Below are 17,204 nucleotides of genomic sequence, written 5' to 3'. Positions count from 1 at the left end.
TAGCCGATTGGCCGCCGCGAAGGGAGACCTGACCGATGTTCCGAGTGCTGGTCGTCGACGACGAACCGATGATCCGAATGGGGTTAGCCAAACTGATTGCTGAGACACCGGGACTAGCCGCAGAGGTCGAGACGGCGGAGAATGGAGCGGATGCGCTGGAACGCATAGACCGGCGTCCGCCCGATGTCCTCTTCACGGACATCCGCATGCCCCGCCTCGATGGCCTGGGGCTCTGCAGGACGCTTGCTGAGCGCGGAAGCGCCATTCCTCTCGTAATTGTGTCGGGCTACAGCGACTTTGAGTATGCGCGCGAATGTCTGACCTATGGGGTAAAGGACTATCTGCTCAAGCCGGTTACCCGCAAGGCGGTTCACGATACGCTCGGGCGCCTGTCTGCGGCGCCCAAGCGGGCGGAAGCTTATGTGCCGGTTTTCAGCTTGGACCAGTGGGCGAAGCAGGCGGCGGATGCGATCTGGAGTCTGCGCTCAGATGCGCTTGAGACGCTTCTGGCCGATTGGCTGTCGGAAGTGACGGCCCAAGAGGGAGATCACGCCCGCCTGCACGGCCTGTTGCGGGAAGCCGCCATGCTGGTAGCCGACAAGCTGAACAGCCGGGATGTGTACCGATTTGAGCCACAGTGGACCTGCATGCGGACCGGCACCACGCCATCCGAGCTGACCGAGGACTTTGCCGGTGCAATCCGCGGGCTTTTCGCCGAGCTGAGAAGCAAGCGGGGGAGGAAGGGCAAGGATCCGGTCGAGGAAGCAAAGCTTCATGTCGAAGCGCATTTGGCCAGCGACAGCTCGCTGGAGGAAGTCGCCGAGTTCCTCGGCATGAATGCGTCGTATTTCAGCCAGCTGTTCAAGCAGAGAACCGGAGAGACCTTTGTCCAGTTCCGTACCCGGCGGAGAATTGAGAAGGCCAAGCGGCTGCTCGAGCAGCCCCATATCCGGATCATAGACATCTCTTATGAGGTCGGGTATGCGGATCATCCGTATTTCACCAAGATCTTCAAAAAGCTGACGGGGCTTTCTCCGTCCGAGTATCGGCACTCTCTGGGCATCGAAGGATGAAAAAGAGTCTGGCGCGGCAGCTCTTCGTCTATTTTCTTATCGTGATCGTCCTGTCTCTGTCCAGCGTAGGAGCTGTCTCCTACATCCAGTCGTCCTTCTCGATCGAGCGGCTCATCGGTGATTCCATCTCGCAGACGGTGGCGAACGCGTCGACGCAGACGGACTTTTATTTGAAGCCTTACGAAGATGTCAGCGCTTCCATCTTGTCCAGCTCGGACGTCAAGCACTTCCTCGACATGGATCCGGCCGACAGCTACGACTACTTCTATTACTCCGACCAGATCAAAAAAACGCTGTTCCGGCCGCTGTCCATTCAGTACCCTCAGCTGAATACGATCTATGTACTGGCCAAACACGGCCGGGCCGTGGCGGATCAGGATATCGAGCTGGAGGGAAGGCTTGAGCAGCTGTGGGGGCGGACGCCGGAGAACGGAGGTGTCGTCTTCCTTAATACGGCGGTGAGGAAGGAACAGAAGAACGTCATCACGGTTGCCCGCCGCATCCGCGGCTTTTCCTCTTACGAGCCGAACGGGCTGCTGGCGATCGAGCTGAAGCTGTCTGAGCTTGCCAAGCTGTGGCAGCATGTGGATCTGGGCGAGCGATCCGCCTTTTTCATTCTCGATCCGGATGGCCGCTATGTCTACCGGCCGGAGAACCGCGCATCCGCGCTGCCCCCGTCCGTAGCGGAACGGCTGCTTACGGCTTCCAGCGTGCAGTTCAACAGTACGGAGGAAAAGGAGAGACGGATGTATGTGGGCAGCACCTCATCGCTCTCCGGCTGGACGGTAGCCGCCTCGCTGCCGACGGATCGCATCCGCAGCCCGATCCGCTCAATCGGCTGGACCACCCTGCTCGTCGGCCTGCTGACACTGGCCGCCTCCAGCTGGCTCGCGCTCCGGTTCGGACGCTCAATCGTCCGGCCGATCCGGCAGCTGATGGAGGGCATGCGCGAGACGGAGAAAGGAAACTGGACCTACTTGCCTCCCGTGAAGCGGGAGGATGAGCTCGGCGGACTCATGCACAGCTACAACCTGATGGTCAGCCGGCTGTCCGGCATGATCGAGCGCGTCTACGAAGCGGAGCTGGCCTCCCAGAAGGCCGCTCTTGATCTGAAGAATACGCAGCTCGAACGGCAGAGAGCCGAGTTCCAGGCGCTGCAGCTGCAGATCAATCCGCATTTTCTGTACAACACGCTGGAGACGATCAACTGCTACGCGATCGTGAAAGATTCGGAAGAGATTACCGCCATGGTCGAGGCGCTCGCCTTTATGCTCCGCTATTCGCTGCAGACGAATCTGGAGGAAATTACGGTTGCGAACGAGCTTAACCATGTGCGCAATTACCTGCTCGTGCTGGAGCACCGGATCCAGCGGGGCTTCGAGCTGGAGGTCGCGGTGCCTCCCGAGCTGCTTCTCGAGAAGATGGTGCGGCTGACGCTTCAGCCGCTTGTAGAGAATGTGTTCCAGCACGCCTTCCCGGACGGGCTGGAGGAGGGGCATCGCATCCGCATTGATGCACGCAAGGAGCGGGGGCTTCTCCTGCTTCTCGTAGAGGACAATGGGATAGGGATATCCCCCGACAGACTAGCAGAGCTGCGAGAGCGGCTTGGGAGGAACCGCCTGGCCAAGACTCCGGCCGACACCGGCAGAGAACGCGGCGGCATCGGGCTGCTGAACGTTCACCGCCGCATCCAGATGGTGTTCGGAGAGGACTACGGCTTGTCCATTGATAGCACTCCCGGCAAGGGGACGACGATTTGCATGATCATGCCGGCCGAGCCGGCTGATCCAAAAAAGGAGGATTAGCGATGAAGATCGATCTGACGGGAAGTCTTGCTCTGGTGACAGGCTCGAGCGGCGGCATTGGGCGAGGGATTGCCCTGATGCTGGCCGAAAGCGGGGCGCGCGTAGCCGTGAACTGCCTGTCGAGCGTGGAGCAGGGACAGGAGGTGGTTCGCTCCATCCGCGAGGCGGGCGGCGAAGCCGAGCTGTTCCAGGCGGATGTGACGGACATGGAGCAAATCGAAGCGATGCTGACGGCGATTCGCCGGCGGTTCGGGGCGCCTGTCGACCTGCTTGTGAACAATGCCGGCCATCTGATCCGGCGGAGCCCGGTCGCGGAGCTGTCGGAGGACCTCTATACCCGCATTCTGGACGTGAACCTGAAGAGTGCCGTCTTCGTCTCGCAGGCAGTCATCCCCGGCATGCGCGAGGCGGGCAGAGGACGCATCGTTAACATGACCTCCGTCGCCGCACACAACGGTGGAGGACCGGGAGCAGCCTTGTATGCCGCCAGCAAAGCGGCGGTGATCGGATTCACCAAAGGGCTCGCCAAGGAGCTCGCTGCAGACGGCGTGACCGTGAATGCCGTCTCCCCCGGCTTCATTGGCCAGACGGCGTTTCATGCCACCTTCACGACGGATGAAGCACGCCAGGCTACCGTCAAAGGAATTCCGCTCGGACGCGAGGGAACGCCCGAGGATGTCGCGGGGGCGGTGCTCTATCTCTTGTCCCCGCAGGCCGGCTATTTGACCGGAGAGACGATTGAAGTGAACGGCGGCATGTTCATGCGGTAGGAGAGGAAGGCTTGATGGGCCTAGTTGAGCCTAACCAAGCACGCCTTCAGACGAAAGGGAGGAAAGCGCCATGAAGAAACCGAGCATTCCGCTCGCGGGGGAACACGAGGACTTGCTATTGAAAGAGGTGGCCGGCCCCCGCAAGGAGTGGGAGCCGCAGCGGAAGCTATTCGAGCCGCGCAGCGGCCCCCTAACCGTCCGCTATCAGCCGGACGAGCAAACCGTCCTGCTGGAGAATCCGCCGCGGTTCACCTGGATGGCGGCGAAGCTGGAGTTCGACCGTTACATGCTGCAGCTGTCGGAGACCAGCACCTTCGACTCCGGGCACACCTTGGAGGCGGGTCCGCTTGCGTACCCGATGTATACGCCGGAGCGCCCGCTCAGCCCCGGCCGTTATTATTGGCGTTACGCGCTTCTTGAGACCGATGAGGAGGGGAGAGAGACGGGCGGACGGACCGAGTGGAGCACCGTCCGGACCTTCGTCGTTCCGGGCGGCCTACCCGAGACGCCGCTGCCCGGACCGGAGAGCCGGTATGCGGGCGCATCGCTTTCCCACCCCCGCCTATGGCTGCAGGGGGAGAAACTGGACGCATTCCGCGAGCGCGTCCGGACCGACCCGGAGGGAAGCGGATGGAGAGCGTTCTACGAAGGATCCGTCCTTCCGTGGACACGCCGCGCGCTCATCCCGGAGCCATCGCCCTATCCGGAGCACCGCCGGGTCGCCAAGCTTTGGAGACAGATGTACATGGATTGCCAAGAGACGCTCTATGCCATTCGGCACTTGAGCATAGCCGCCGTCGTCCTCCAGGACGAAGAACTGCTGGGGCAGGCCAAGCGCTGGCTCCTCCACGCGGCGGACTGGGATCCGGACGGAACGACATCCCGGGATTATAACGATGAAGCGGCATTCCGCATAGCGGCCGCGCTCGCCTGGGGCTATGACTGGCTCCACGCCGAGTTGTCCCAGGAGGAACGGGACCGGGTCAGGGCTTCGCTGCTGCGGAGAACCCGGCAGGTGGCGCATCATGTCATCGAACGCTCCAGAATCCACCAGGTTCCATACGACAGCCACGCGGTGCGGTCCCTCTCCTCCGTGCTTACCCCCTGCTGCATCGCGCTGCTCGAGGAGGTACCGGAGGCCCGCCGGTGGCTCGATTACACGGTCGATTCGTTCTGGACGCTTTACTCGCCGTGGGGAGGCGGGGATGGCGGCTGGGCGGAAGGGCCGATGTATTGGACGACGGGCATGGCGTTCGTCACGGAGGCGATGAATCTTCTCAAGAGCTGGAGCGGACTGGATTTGTATAAGCGGCCGTTCTTCCGCAGAACCGGAGACTTCCCGCTCTACTGCTATCCACCCGACACGCTCCGGGCGAGCTTCGGCGACCAATCCAACCTGGGAGAGGGCGTCTCGCTCAAGACCGGCTTTAATATCCGGCAATTCGCAGGCGTGACGGGCAGCGGCCTGTATCAGTGGTACTACGAGCGGACGGCCGAATCCGATCGGGACGCCGACAGCAAATTCTACAATTACGGATGGTGGGATTTCCGGTTCGACGATATGATGTACCGGCACGATTATCCATCCGTACAGGCGGTGTCACCGGAAGAGATCGAGCCCGTCAAGTGGTTCCGGGATGTCGGATGGGTGGCCATGCATCACCGGATGGACGATCCCGCCGAGCACATTTTCCTACTGGCCAAAAGCAGTCCTTACGGGTCGCTCAGCCACAGCCATGGGGACCAGAACGCCTTCTTGCTTCATGCGTACGGCGAGCCGCTCGCGATCGAGAGCGGGTATTATATCGCATTTGGCAGCACCATGCATCGCCGGTGGAGGAGGCAGACGCGGTCCAAGAACGCCATCCTGATCGACGGCAAGGGGCAGTACGCGGAAACCGACAAGGTTCGGAATATCGCGGCTTCGGGCAAGGTCGTCGAGGCAGGAATACACGGAGCGGTCCGTTTCGCTAAAATGGACGCGACGGCGGCCTACCGGGAAGAAGTTCCGTATCTGGACCGCTATGTTCGGGAGATCTATATGGTGGCCGACAGCAGCATCCTCATCGTCGACCAAGTGGATCTGACACAGGCAGGGAGTGTCCAGTGGCTTCTCCATACGCTGTATCGGATGCGTCTTGGGGAGCAGCGGGTCCGAGTCGTCGGACAACAAGCCGATATGGACGTTCGTTTCGTCTACTGCTCCTCCGGGGAGCTGACGCTTAGACAGGAGGAGGGGTTCCCGGACGTAGACCCCTCCGAAGTGGAGGGACTGCCTGCTCACTGGCATCTGACGGCTGAGACACGCAGTGCACGAAGCCACCGGATCGCGGCTCTCTTGGTTCCGATGAAGAAAGAAGAGGACCGGTACGTCTCCCACTTCCTGGACGACCAGGACCACGGCATCCATCTTTACTTGACGGCGGACGGGGAGACGCATCGGTTCGAAATCCCGAAGGCCTATTAAAGGGAAGGAGTGAAGGGAATGACGGCGGGACAACAGGTTTCAGCAGGGACCGATACCGGGAGCGGGCACGGAAGGGACGCAGGCGAAGAATTGGTCCACCGGCTGCCCGCGCTTCTGGAGGCGCTGGACGGCAAAGTGTCGGGCATGCTTCAGCAAATAGGAAGCCGCTCTCCGCACCGGACGGAGAACGGGCTGTATGACGATTGCAGACACGATTGGTGGACCTCCGGCTTTTGGCCCGGCATGCTGTGGCTCATGTATGGGTTGACCGGCAAAGAAAGCTACCGGGAGGCCGCCGCTCCTTGGGACGGACGGCTGGAGCAATGCTTTGTGCAGCCTTCCAATCTTCATCACGACGTTGGGTTCCAATTCCTTCCCACTGCGGTACTCCACTACAAGCTGCTGGGCGACAGCGAGGGGCGGAGGAGAGGGCTTGCGGCGGCCAACTTTTTGGCCGGCCGTTTCAATCTGGCGGGCCGCTTCCTGCGAGCGTGGAATCAAGAAAAGGCCGGCTGGGCCATTATCGATTCTTGCATGAATCTCTCCCTCCTCTACTGGGCGTCCGCCGAGCTCGCCGATCCGCGCTTCGCCCAGATCGCCACGGCTCATGCCGAGACGGTTCTGCAGCACTTCGTGCGGCCGGATGGCTCCGTCTGCCACATCGTGCGGTTCGATCCGGCAAGCGGGGAATGCCTGGAGGAGATCGGCGGGCAGGGGTTCGGTCCTGGGTCGGCGTGGAGCCGGGGACAGGCGTGGGCGCTGTACGGATTCGCCAATACGTATCGGTACACCGGAGACGAGCGGTTCCTTGCGGCTTCCCAGCGGATCGCCCATCATTTCCTGGCCTGTCTGCCCGACGATTCCGTACCTCTGTGGGATTTTCGGCTGCCGGAACCGGCGGGCGAGCCGAAGGACACGTCGGCTGCCGCCTGCGCAGCTTCGGGATTGCTGGAGCTGGCGAAGCTCGTACCCTATCCGCAGAACCGCCTCTATCGCGAAGCCGCCAGCCGGATTTTGCTGTCGCTGACCGACGGCTTCGCGAATCTCGCTTCCGGCAGGGAAGACGAGCAGGGAATTCTGAGGGAAGGGACCGGCCATTGTCCTGAGGGAGTCAACGTCAATGTCTCTTTGATTTATGGCGACTATTTTTATGTAGAGGCACTTGCCAAAGCAAAGGGATGGTACCCTGATGTCTTTTAATGAAGTTAATGATTAGTGACGATAACTTTAAGAAACACTGGATTTTTCCAGCAACCATGCCGTTTTGACAGGAAGCAACAGTGCGGGCTCGTGCTAGAATGGATGAATGCGGAAGAACCAAGTCGAAATTTAGGGACATAAATCATTAATGGGAAGAATAAGTCGACAACCGCCACCAGCCCGCGCTTTTTGCGGGCTGTTTGTGATGCTGTCGGAGAAGCGGACAAAGGAGCTGTAAGCAGCAAACCAAGCGCAAGGAAACAGCTTTTTGTCTTTAATCTGTCGTTTTTTATACGGAAAAGGTTTTTCTTGATATGGAAAATGGGCTATGCTACGATGGCTTCGAAATGGACCTAAACTTGGAAAGGAAGGTCGTGGCGTGAAGAGCTATAAAGAAGGAGACGCACTTTGGTCCGAAATTACCGGAACGAAGGTGAGCGAGGATTCCTTGTTCTTCTGGAGCCTCGGGCAGGAAGGCTATGCCTACCGGACGCCGAACAGTCCGCTCATCATGGTGGATCCCTATCTAAGCAATTGGGTCTACGAGCTGATCGGCGATCCCTGGACGAGAAGCTATCCGCCCGTTGTCGATCCCGCCAAGCTTCAGGGAACCGATTACGTGCTGCTCACCCACCATCATGAGGACCATATGGACCGTCTAACGCTGACGGCGATGGCCGAGCACACCGGAGCCAAGTTCATTACCCCTAAAGCACATGTGGGATTAATGGAATCGTGGGGCATTCCGGGCGACCGGCTGATTCCGGCGACACACCAAGAGCCGATTCGTCTCGATTGTGTTGAGATCGTGCCTTATGCCGCTATGCACGAACAATTGGAAACGGATACAGAAGGTAACCACCTCTATCTAAGCTATCTGCTCCGTGCGGACGGCATCGTCTGGTTTCATGGAGGGGATACAATCGGATTCCCCGAGCAGGAGGAGTGGCTGAAGCCCGAAACGGTGGACGTCGCATTCCTGCCGATCAACGGACGGGACTACGCGCGCAACCGGCAGGGCATCGCCGGCAATATGAACTACCGCGAAGCCGTCGATCTGGCGATCGCCATCGAGGCGGACCTGCTCGTCCCGATGCACATCGGCATGTTTCCGCATAATGAAGAAAACCCGGCGTTTCTGCTCGATTACCTGTATCGGCAGGAAACGCGGCTCAAACACCACATCCTGCTGCCGGGAGAGCTGTTCGTTTACCGCAAAAGCCGTTAGCCGGATTGCGGCTCTGGACGAACTACATCCGAAAGCAAACTAGGGAGTGAAGACGATGGAGAAAGCGCTTACGATCGAGCAATTGGATACCCCCGTCATCCTCGTGGATCTGGATATTCTGGAGAGCAATCTGCGCCGGACGGCGGAACGAGCGGCGAGAGCGGGTGTCAAGCTGCGCCCGCACACCAAGACACACAAGAGCGTCTGGATCGCAGGCGAGCAGATCCGCCACGGGGCAGCGGGCATTACAGTCGCGAAGCTGGGAGAAGCCGAGGTCATGGCCGAGGGGGGCATCCGCGATATTCTCGTCGCCTTCCCGATTGTCGGCAAGCAAAAGCTGGAGCGTCTGGATGCGCTCATCCGCAAAGGCGTGACGATGACCGTGGCAACCGACGATCTTGCCGTGGCGCAGGGCCTGTCTGATCTCGGGGAAGCGCAGGGCTACCGAGTCCGCGTCTATGTGGATGTGAATTCCGGCTTGAACCGCTGCGGCAGGGAGCCTGGCACCGAGACGGTAGAGCTCGTCAAACGCATCACGGCGCTGCCGGGCGTCGAGGTGACAGGCGTCATGACGCACGCCGGGCATTCGTACGGCAAGACGAAGGATGAGGATATCCGGCAGGTGGCGATTCATGAGGCGGAGAGCCTGCACGAGACGAAGCGTCTGCTCGCCGCCGAGGGCATCGACGTGCCGGAGGTGAGCGTCGGCTCGACCCCGACCTCGAAGTACATAGAAGAGCTGACCGGCGTAACGGAGATGCGCCCCGGCGCATACGTCTTCGGTGACGGCACCCAGCTATCGACCGGTATCATTGATGAATCCGAATGCGCCATGTCCGTGCTGGCGACCGTCGTCAGCCATCCGCGCGAAGGAACAGCCATTATCGACGGCGGCTCCAAGACGTTCAGCAGTGACCTGAACGCGCACCGGCCGGGACATGGCTTCTGCGTAAGCAGCCCCGAGGTTTACATCGAGAGGCTGAGTGAGGAGCATGGCATTCTGAAGACGCCGCCCGGCTCGTTCCCAGAAGTGGGCGAGCGGCTGCGCTTCCTGCCGAATCACTGCTGTGCCACAACCAACCTGCACGACACGCTCGTCGGCATCCGAAATGGCAAGGTCGAGCGTATCTTGTCGGTGGACGCCCGCGGCCGGGTCCGCTAATTCTCCATTTCTCCAACATCCAGGACGACATCCCAGTCAGACCCAAGAGACCCCAATCTGATTGACTGAAAGGATGAGAACCCCATGTCCAAAGAGATCCATGCACCGAAAGCTCCGCAGTTTCCACTCCCGTTCTCGCACGCGCTGCGTGCGGGAGACTTCGTTTACGTATCCGGCCAAGTGGGGGTTGATCCCGCCACCCGGGAGCTTGCCGGAGAGACAATCCAAGAGCAAACTATCCGCAGCCTGCGAAACATCGAGCTGATTCTGGAAGAGGCGGACCTCACGCTGGACCATGTCGTCAAGGTCAACGCCCACTTAACCGATCTTGCGAATTCGGCTGGGTTTAACGAGGCGTACCAGGAGGTGTTCCAGGCGCCTTATCCGACCCGAACGACCGTTCAGAGCGGCCTCGGCGAGTATTTGATCGAGATCGACGTTATCGCCTATGCTCCCGCCAAGCGGGAGAAGGCGTAAGCGGGGGACGCGATGAACAGAGTCGAGCTGTCTTCGCGAATCCGGGATTGGCTCCAGCTTAGGGAGCACGAGGCGATAGACCTCGTCCGCGAGCTGGTGCGGATTCCGAGCGTCAACCATCCTCCGAACGGGAACGAGGCGGCCTGCCAGCTGTTTTTTGCCGAATGGCTGAAGGGGGAAGGCGCGGAGGTCCGCATGTACGATCTGGCCGAGGTGCCTGGCCTGACCGATCATCCCGCCTATATGGCGGGACGGAACTATGAAGGCCGGCCCAACATCTCCGCAGCGTTTCGCGGAGAGGGCAAGGGACGCTCTTTGCTGTTCTCCGGCCATATGGATACGGTCTACGAAGGAACGGAGCCATGGACGGACGGTCCTTTCGAGGGGACGGTTCGGGACGGCAAGCTGTTCGGCAGAGGAGCCTACGATATGAAAGGGGGCCTCGCCGCAGCTTGTATGGCGGTTCGCTGCCTGCGCGAGCTGGACGTCCGGCTTGCCGGCGACGTCTACATCGAGAGCGTCGTCGACGAGGAGCACGGAGGAGCGAACGGGACGTTGGCCGCCCGCTTATCCGGCCTGGCGCCGGCCGATATGGCCGTCGTGCCGGAGCCGACGAATCTGGCGGTCTGTCCGGCGCATCTCGGCGGCGGCATCTGGAAGGCGAGCTTCGAGGGCCGGAGCGGGATCGCCTTCGCCGGCGAGGAGCTCGTCAGTGCCCTGGAGGCGACGATCCAGTTCGCCCATCTGCTCAAAGCGTTCGAGCGGCATCTGAATGCGCTCGTCTCTCCCCCCCGCTGGTGGGCGCACGGGCGATCGCTCGGTGTCAGTCTCCTCAGCATCGTCTCCGGCGACACGACGCGCGAGCTGCAGGAGAAGGTGCCGGCGACGGGCGAGCTCAAGTTCTGGATCGAAGGCTATCCGGGCATGACGGGAGAAGGAATTCTCGAGGAGCTGTGGCGGTTCTTCGATGCGGAGGCTCATCGCTACCCGCCGCTCGCGGCGTGCCGGCCCGTCATCGTGCCGCTTATCCGCTACTTGTCCGCGAGCGAGATGCCGCCCGGAGAGGCAACCGAGCAGTTTTTGGCATCCGTGAAGAGGGCGGGAGAGCGGGCGGGACAGGAGCAGACCGAGCCGATGAGAGGCACGCCGTTTGCATGCGACGGGTTCCTGTTCAATCTGCACAGCGGGACGCCGGCGCTCATTCTCGGGCCGAGCGGAGCCAACGCGCATGCGGCCGACGAGTACCTCGATCTGCCGAGCTACATGCGGCTGATCGGCTGGTACGCGGAGCTGATGCTGGATTGGTGCGGGCTTGCGGGAGAGGAGGCGTCCCATGACGATTCGAGCGGCGACTAACGGGCGGTCCCGGCGTGTCGCGGTCGCGGGCATTTTGCACGAGACGAATTCGTTCGCGCCGGGGAGAACGGAGCTTGCGGATTTTGCGGGGGAACGCGTCGCAGGCAAGGAGGCGTTCGTGTCGCGGTATGAAGGCTCCAAAACGTCGATGGGAGGCGTCATCGATGCGGCCGCCGAGCTCGGCCTCGAGCTGGTACCGGCTCTCTACTTGCAGGCGACGCCGAGCGGGATGGTGACGGGAGAAGCGGCGGAGCGGATGCTGGAGGAGGTCGCCGCGTCGATCCCCGAGGAAATAGACGGCCTCGTACTCATTCTTCACGGAGCAATGGTGGCGGAAGGAATTCCCGACATGGAGGAGGCGCTGCTGGCCCGAGTGAGAAGCAAGCTCGGCGAGCGTCTTCCCATCGCCGTCACGCTCGATCTCCACGCGAATATCAGCCAAGGCATGGTAGCGCTGTCCGATCTGATTGTCGGCTACGATACGTATCCACACGTCGATATTTACGAGAGGGCGGTGGAGGCCGTCCGGCTGCTCGACCGGCTGCTCGCGGGCACCATCCGTCCGGTTCTGGCGTATGCCGCGCCAGGAATGCTCGTCGCCCCCCAAAGTATGCTGACCGAGAGCGGTCCGATGAAGCTTCTCATGGACCTCGCCTTCGAAATGGAGACCCGGCCCGGCATTCTCAATGTAACAGTGGCCGGCGGCTTCCCGTACAGCGACGTGCCGGACGCGGGAGTGTCCTTCGTCGTCACTGCGGACGGCGACATGGAGCTGGCGAGAGCATGCGCGGAGGAGCTCTCGGCATACGCCTGGGAGCATAGGGAGGATTTCCGCGTTCCGCTCGAGACGCCGGAGGAAGCGATCCAGCTCGCGCTGCAGCACCGCAGCGGTCCGGTCATCCTCGTCGAGGGCTCCGACAATGTCGGAGGCGGCGCGCCCGCGGATGCGACCTACATGCTGGCCAGGATGACGGAGCTGCCGAAGCGTGCATTGGCCGTCATCTGCGATCCGACGGCCGCGAAGAAAGCGGCCGAGGCCGGCGTCGGAGGCGACTTCCACGGCGAGATCGGAGGCAAGAGCGACCCGACGGGCTGGCATGGGCAGCCGGTGCACGTGGCCGGCAAGGTCCGTCTGCTCTTCGACGGCCGTTATAGGCATATCGGCGCCTATATGACCGGCAAACTGGCCGATATGGGCCTGACCGCCGTGATCGAAGCCGGCCGGTTGACGGTCGTCCTGACGTCTGAGCGGGTGCCTCCTTGGGACCCGGGTCATGTCCGCTCCGTCGGATTGGATCCGTCTCAATTCGACCTCATACTGGTCAAGTCGGCGCTTGCCTGGCGCACGGCATTCGGCGACGAGGCGCAGCTGGCGATCGACGTCGACACGCCGGGCTGCTGCGCGGCCAACTTGACGGGCTTCACCTACAAGCAGCTGCAACGCCCCATCTACCCGCTTGACGCGGAGGCTGACAGGAGGATGAACGAATGAATGCATACGAGCAATCCAAGACCCGGCTGGAGGAGTCCAAGAAGGTACTCGCAGGAGGCGTCGCCAGCTCCCTGAGAGCGTCCATGCAGCCGACCCCGCTGTTTGCGGCGGAAGCATCCGGCGCCCGCTTGCGGGATGTGGATGGTCATACGTATATCGATTATTTGCTCGCCTACGGCCCGCTCATTCTCGGGCACGCCCATCCCGAGCTGACGGACCGGCTCCAGGAGGCCATGCGCCGCGGCTACACGTACGGGCTTCAGCATGACGGCGAGATTGCACTCGCAGAGCGGCTGACCGAGGTGCTTCCGGCCGCCGAGAAGGTCGCCCTGAGCGGTTCGGGCACTGAGGCCGTCATGCTGGCGCTTCGTCTGGCCCGCGCCTATACGGGCAGGACAAAGATCGTTCGCTTCCACGGCCACTACCACGGCTGGTCCGATTCCATCTACACCTCGTTCCCCAGCTCCGATATGCGGCAGAAGGAAGTCGCGGCTGACGCCGGAAAGGTGCCTCCGGGAACGGGGGGCCAGAGCGAGAATAGCCTGGAGGACATCCTGCTCCTTCCGTGGAACGATCCCGAGGCCGCCGAGCGGACGCTCCGCGAACGGGCATCCGAGATCGCAGCCGTAATTACCGAGCCGGTCATGTGCAATTCCGGCTGTCTGCAGCCGCTGCCCGGTTATCTGGAAAAGCTGCGGGAGCTCACTAGCGAGCTGGGGATCGTGCTTATCTTCGACGAAGTGATCACCGGGTTTCGGCTCAGCCTCGGCGGCGCCCACGGCCGGTTCGGCATCCAGCCCGATCTGGTCACGATCGGCAAGGCGATGGGCTGCGGGATCGGCGTCAGCGCGGTAGCCGGCCGGGCCGAGATCATGGATCTGATCGCCGACGAGCGGGTCAGCCATCTCGGCACGCTGAACGGCAACTGCATCGCGACGACGGCCGCCTTGGCGACCATCGACATTCTGTCGAGGGACAATGCCTCGGTGTACGGCCGTATGGAAGCGAATGCGGTCCGGCTGGCCGAAGGCATCCGCTCGCTGCTGCAGAGCCACGGACTACGCGGAGTGGTCAACCAGATCGGCCCGGTCTTCCATATGATGTTTATCGACCGGGATGCCGTCGCTACCTTCGCGGAATTCAGCGAACGGGACGGGTCCGCTTACTCGCGGTTCGCGGCTCTGATGCTGGACGAAGGCGTCCTCGTCCGGCCGAACGGCCTGTGGTACCTTTCGACCGAGCACGGGGACCAGGAAGTGAACGAGACACTGCAGGCGGTGGATCGTGCGCTCGCGCGGATGTGGACAGGGACACCGGCATGAGGCTGCAGAACAAGACGGCGCTCGTAACAGGCGGCTCCCACGGCATCGGGCAGGCGATCGCCTTCGCGTTCGCTCGGGAAGGCGCGCGCGTAGCGGTATGCGGCAACGAGCCAGCTGCTCTCGAAGAGACGGCTGCCGGCATCCGCGCCGAGGGAGGAGAGGCGGCGGCGCTGGCGGCGGATGTCCGGGACAGCAGCCAGGTCGACGCGATGATGCAGCGACTCGTCGATGAGTACGGCGAGCCGGACATCGTGGTGAACAGTGCCGGCATTTGCGAGGTGGCGCCCTTCCTGGAGCTGACGGAGGAGCAATGGGACCGCCATCTGGCGGTGAACCTGAAAGGGGCTTTCCTCGTAAGTCAGCGGGCGGCCCGCCTGATGGCCGCGGCGGGCAAGGGAGGCTCCATCATCCAGGTCTCGAGCGTGAACGGACTGGCGGCGGAAGCCAGGCAGGCGCATTACAATACGAGCAAGGGCGGCCTGAACAGCCTGATGATGTCGATGGCGCTGGAACTCGCCCCTCTCGGCATCCGGGTCAATTCGCTCTGCCCCGGCTTCATCGAGACCCGGCTGACGAGGCCGCTGATCGACAACCCGGCCGCCATCGCCGACTATTTGAAGACTATCCCGATGGGCCGGGTCGGCCGGCCGGACGAAATGGCGGATGCGGCCGTCTTCCTCGCTTCCGCGGACTCCCGTTACATGACCGGACACTGTCTCGTCGTGGACGGCGGCCAGCTTATCAAGCTGTCATGAGCCGGTTCGAGCACGCGAACGTGGAGGAGAGACCATGAAGAACAGGAATGAAGCGTATGAAAGATGACAGCCAAGAAGGAATCAATCCGGCGAAGGAGCAGCAGGAGAAGCCCGTGCCGACCGTCAAGTCGGCCGACCGGGTGCTCGATATTTTCGAGCTGTTCGCGGAGGAGGAGGACGCACTCAGCCTGATGGACATTGCCCGCAAACTGGGGCTTCCCTCCAGCAGCACCTATAAGCTGCTGCAAAATCTCCATGCCCGCGGGTATCTCGAATCCGACCGGCAGGGGCGTTCGTTCCGGCTCGGCTACAAGCTGTTCGAGATCGGCTCCAAATACGCTCGCAAAACGAGCTTGTCCGAGGAATTCAACCGGGTGGCGGAACGAATCGTCGAGGATCTGAACGAAACGGTGTTCCTGTCGATCCGAAACGGTAACAAGCTGCTGTATATCGCTGAGAAGCAGTGTACACAGCCTGTCCGGTTCGTCTCCCATCTCGGCATGCAGCTGCCGCTGCACTCGACGGCGATGGGCAAGGCACTGCTGGCGGGCTTGTCCGACGAGGAGATCCGCCGGCTCTACCCCTCCGAAGAGCTGGGCATGCTGACGAGTAGAACCATTCCGACGCTCAGCCTTCTGCTGGAGCAGCTGCAGCGCGTACGGGCGGAAGGGCTCGCCTACAGCGAAGGCGAGGCCGTGCAGGGAATCCGGTGCGTGGCCGCGCCGATCCGGAAGGCGGGCGGCGAGGTGGTCGCGGCGATGAGCATCTCCATCCCCGAACCCCGGCTGGACGAATCGCTCTGGCGGCGTGCGGTGGATTGGGTTGAGCAAGCGTCCCGCGAGATCAGCCTGAAGCTGACGTACCAATCCCATTGAGCAACCGGCAGCCTTCCTCTCCACCCCGGTGGGGGAAGGCTTTTGCATTCCTTGGGAGCAGAGAAGAGGCTGGCTGAGAGAGGCAACTCGCGGTGCCCGGAAAATATCTCAACATTTTCCCCATACGGAAAATAGATAGGGTATAATCTGGTTGAATCAGGCAAACCATTTTGCTTTGGCAAGCGAGGAGGAACGGACGATGAAGTATCGACGTTTGGGAAACAGCGGACTGCAGGTCAGCGAGATCAGTCTCGGCAGCTGGCTGACGTTCGGGCAGGGCGGCTATGTAGACCGAAAGGAAGCTTACACCATTATTGACCGGGCGTTCGATGCCGGCATTAACTTTTTTGATACCGCTAACATCTACACGCGGGGAGAGGCGGAGAAGCTCGTCGGGGAGGCTCTCGCGAGCCGTCCGCGGTCGTCCTACGTGCTCGCAACCAAAGTGTGGGGCCAAATGGGAGACGGACCGAACGACCGGGGCTTGTCCCGCAAGCATATTTTCGAGCAATGCGAGGCCAGCCTCAGCCGTTTGAAGATGGACTATATCGACCTGTATTACTGCCACAGCTACGATCCGAACACCCCGGTTGAGGAGACGCTGCGCGCGATGGACGATCTCGTCCGGCAGGGCAAGGTGCTGTATGTTGGGGTAAGCAACTGGACGGCCGCCCAAATCACCGAGGCAGTGCATCTGGCCGACCGCAAGCTGCTGGACCGGATGGTGGCGAGCCAGCCGCCTTACAACCTGCTGCGTCGGGACATCGAGGACGAGTTGATCCCCGTATGCGAGCGCTACGGTATCGGCCAAGTCGTTTACTCGCCGCTTGCCCAGGGCGTGCTTACGGGCAAATACCAATCCGTCTCGGAAGCGCCTGCCGGATCCCGCGCGGCGACCGAGCGCGGCGGACAGACGATCAAACGGTACTTGACGGATGAGAATTTAGAGAAGATCTCGGCTATGTCCCGGCTGGCAGAGGAGCACGGAATGACCATGACGCAGCTAGCACTCGCCTGGACGCTTCGTCAGCCGAACGTGGCAAGCGCTATCATCGGAGCCAGCCGCCCCGAGCAGCTGGAGGAGAATGCGTCGGCTTCCGGTCTCGCGCTGACAAAGGATGTTCTCGAGACGATCGGCCGCATCCTTGGGGGCACGGCTTGAACAGGTTTTGCCCGCTAGGTAAGAAAAAAAGGAGTTCCTGTTCGTCCGTCGAATTAGTTC

14 protein-coding genes are annotated in these 17,204 nt (G+C 61.7%); all 14 read left to right on the top strand.

The features are described from left to right. Nucleotides 1–35 precede the first annotated feature (35 nt). The 14 genes from KJS47_RS02535 to KJS47_RS02470 all read left to right on the top strand — a co-directional run bounded on the left by KJS47_RS02535 (nucleotide 36) and on the right by KJS47_RS02470 (nucleotide 17,144). On the top strand, nucleotides 36–1,073 hold the full coding sequence (locus KJS47_RS02535; protein WP_213522504.1) for a response regulator: 1,038 nt from the start codon (nucleotides 36–38) through the stop codon (nucleotides 1,071–1,073). Continuing rightward, a complete protein-coding gene (locus KJS47_RS02530; protein ID WP_213522502.1) occupies nucleotides 1,070–2,878 on the top strand; it encodes a cache domain-containing sensor histidine kinase in 1,809 nt (602 codons plus the stop codon). Before KJS47_RS02535 ends, KJS47_RS02530 begins: the two co-directional genes overlap by 4 nt. A 2-nt stretch (nucleotides 2,879–2,880) precedes the next feature. Continuing rightward, entirely contained in the window at nucleotides 2,881–3,648 is a 768-nt protein-coding gene (locus KJS47_RS02525; RefSeq protein WP_213522500.1) for an SDR family NAD(P)-dependent oxidoreductase, read from the top strand. A gap of 70 nt (nucleotides 3,649–3,718) precedes the next feature. Further along, complete coding sequence (locus tag KJS47_RS02520; RefSeq protein WP_213522498.1) at nucleotides 3,719–6,115, top strand: DUF4962 domain-containing protein; 2,397 nt, start codon at nucleotides 3,719–3,721, stop codon at nucleotides 6,113–6,115. 144 nt (nucleotides 6,116–6,259) lie between these two features. Continuing rightward, nucleotides 6,260–7,315, top strand: coding sequence for a glycoside hydrolase family 88 protein (locus KJS47_RS02515; protein WP_249716260.1), 1,056 nt, complete (start codon nucleotides 6,260–6,262; stop codon nucleotides 7,313–7,315). Between the two features lie 379 nt (nucleotides 7,316–7,694). Then, nucleotides 7,695–8,543, top strand: a complete 849-nt coding sequence (locus KJS47_RS02510; RefSeq protein WP_213522494.1) for an MBL fold metallo-hydrolase — start codon at nucleotides 7,695–7,697, stop codon at nucleotides 8,541–8,543. Between the two features lie 55 nt (nucleotides 8,544–8,598). Further along, a complete protein-coding gene (locus KJS47_RS02505; RefSeq protein ID WP_213522492.1) occupies nucleotides 8,599–9,705 on the top strand; it encodes an alanine racemase in 1,107 nt (368 codons plus the stop codon). An 84-nt stretch (nucleotides 9,706–9,789) separates the two neighbouring features. Beyond that, nucleotides 9,790–10,182: a RidA family protein gene (locus KJS47_RS02500; protein ID WP_213522490.1), complete on the top strand. Its 393-nt coding sequence runs from the start codon at nucleotides 9,790–9,792 to the stop codon at nucleotides 10,180–10,182. A 12-nt stretch (nucleotides 10,183–10,194) separates the two neighbouring features. Beyond that, a complete protein-coding gene (locus KJS47_RS02495) occupies nucleotides 10,195–11,538 on the top strand; it encodes a M20 family metallopeptidase (RefSeq protein ID WP_213522488.1) in 1,344 nt (447 codons plus the stop codon). After that, nucleotides 11,516–13,030 carry a M81 family metallopeptidase gene (locus KJS47_RS02490; protein WP_213522486.1) on the top strand — a complete coding sequence of 505 codons (1,515 nt, stop codon included), beginning with the start codon at nucleotides 11,516–11,518 and terminating at the stop codon, nucleotides 13,028–13,030. Before KJS47_RS02495 ends, KJS47_RS02490 begins: the two co-directional genes overlap by 23 nt. Then, a complete protein-coding gene (locus KJS47_RS02485; RefSeq protein ID WP_213522484.1) occupies nucleotides 13,027–14,352 on the top strand; it encodes an aspartate aminotransferase family protein in 1,326 nt (441 codons plus the stop codon). Before KJS47_RS02490 ends, KJS47_RS02485 begins: the two co-directional genes overlap by 4 nt. After that, nucleotides 14,349–15,107: an SDR family NAD(P)-dependent oxidoreductase gene (locus tag KJS47_RS02480; RefSeq protein ID WP_213522482.1), complete on the top strand. Its 759-nt coding sequence runs from the start codon at nucleotides 14,349–14,351 to the stop codon at nucleotides 15,105–15,107. Before KJS47_RS02485 ends, KJS47_RS02480 begins: the two co-directional genes overlap by 4 nt. A gap of 47 nt (nucleotides 15,108–15,154) precedes the next feature. Beyond that, nucleotides 15,155–15,982 carry an IclR family transcriptional regulator gene (locus KJS47_RS02475; RefSeq protein ID WP_249716058.1) on the top strand — a complete coding sequence of 276 codons (828 nt, stop codon included), beginning with the start codon at nucleotides 15,155–15,157 and terminating at the stop codon, nucleotides 15,980–15,982. 199 nt (nucleotides 15,983–16,181) lie between these two features. Next, complete coding sequence (locus KJS47_RS02470) at nucleotides 16,182–17,144, top strand: aldo/keto reductase family protein (protein ID WP_213522480.1); 963 nt, start codon at nucleotides 16,182–16,184, stop codon at nucleotides 17,142–17,144. Nucleotides 17,145–17,204 lie beyond the last annotated feature (60 nt).

The sequence above is a fragment of the Paenibacillus sp. J31TS4 genome (assembly GCF_018403265.1).
In the GTDB taxonomy this organism is placed as follows: domain Bacteria; phylum Bacillota; class Bacilli; order Paenibacillales; family NBRC-103111; genus J31TS4.
Note: the sequence above shows the minus strand (reverse complement) of the source record. Positions and strands in the feature narration are given on the sequence as shown.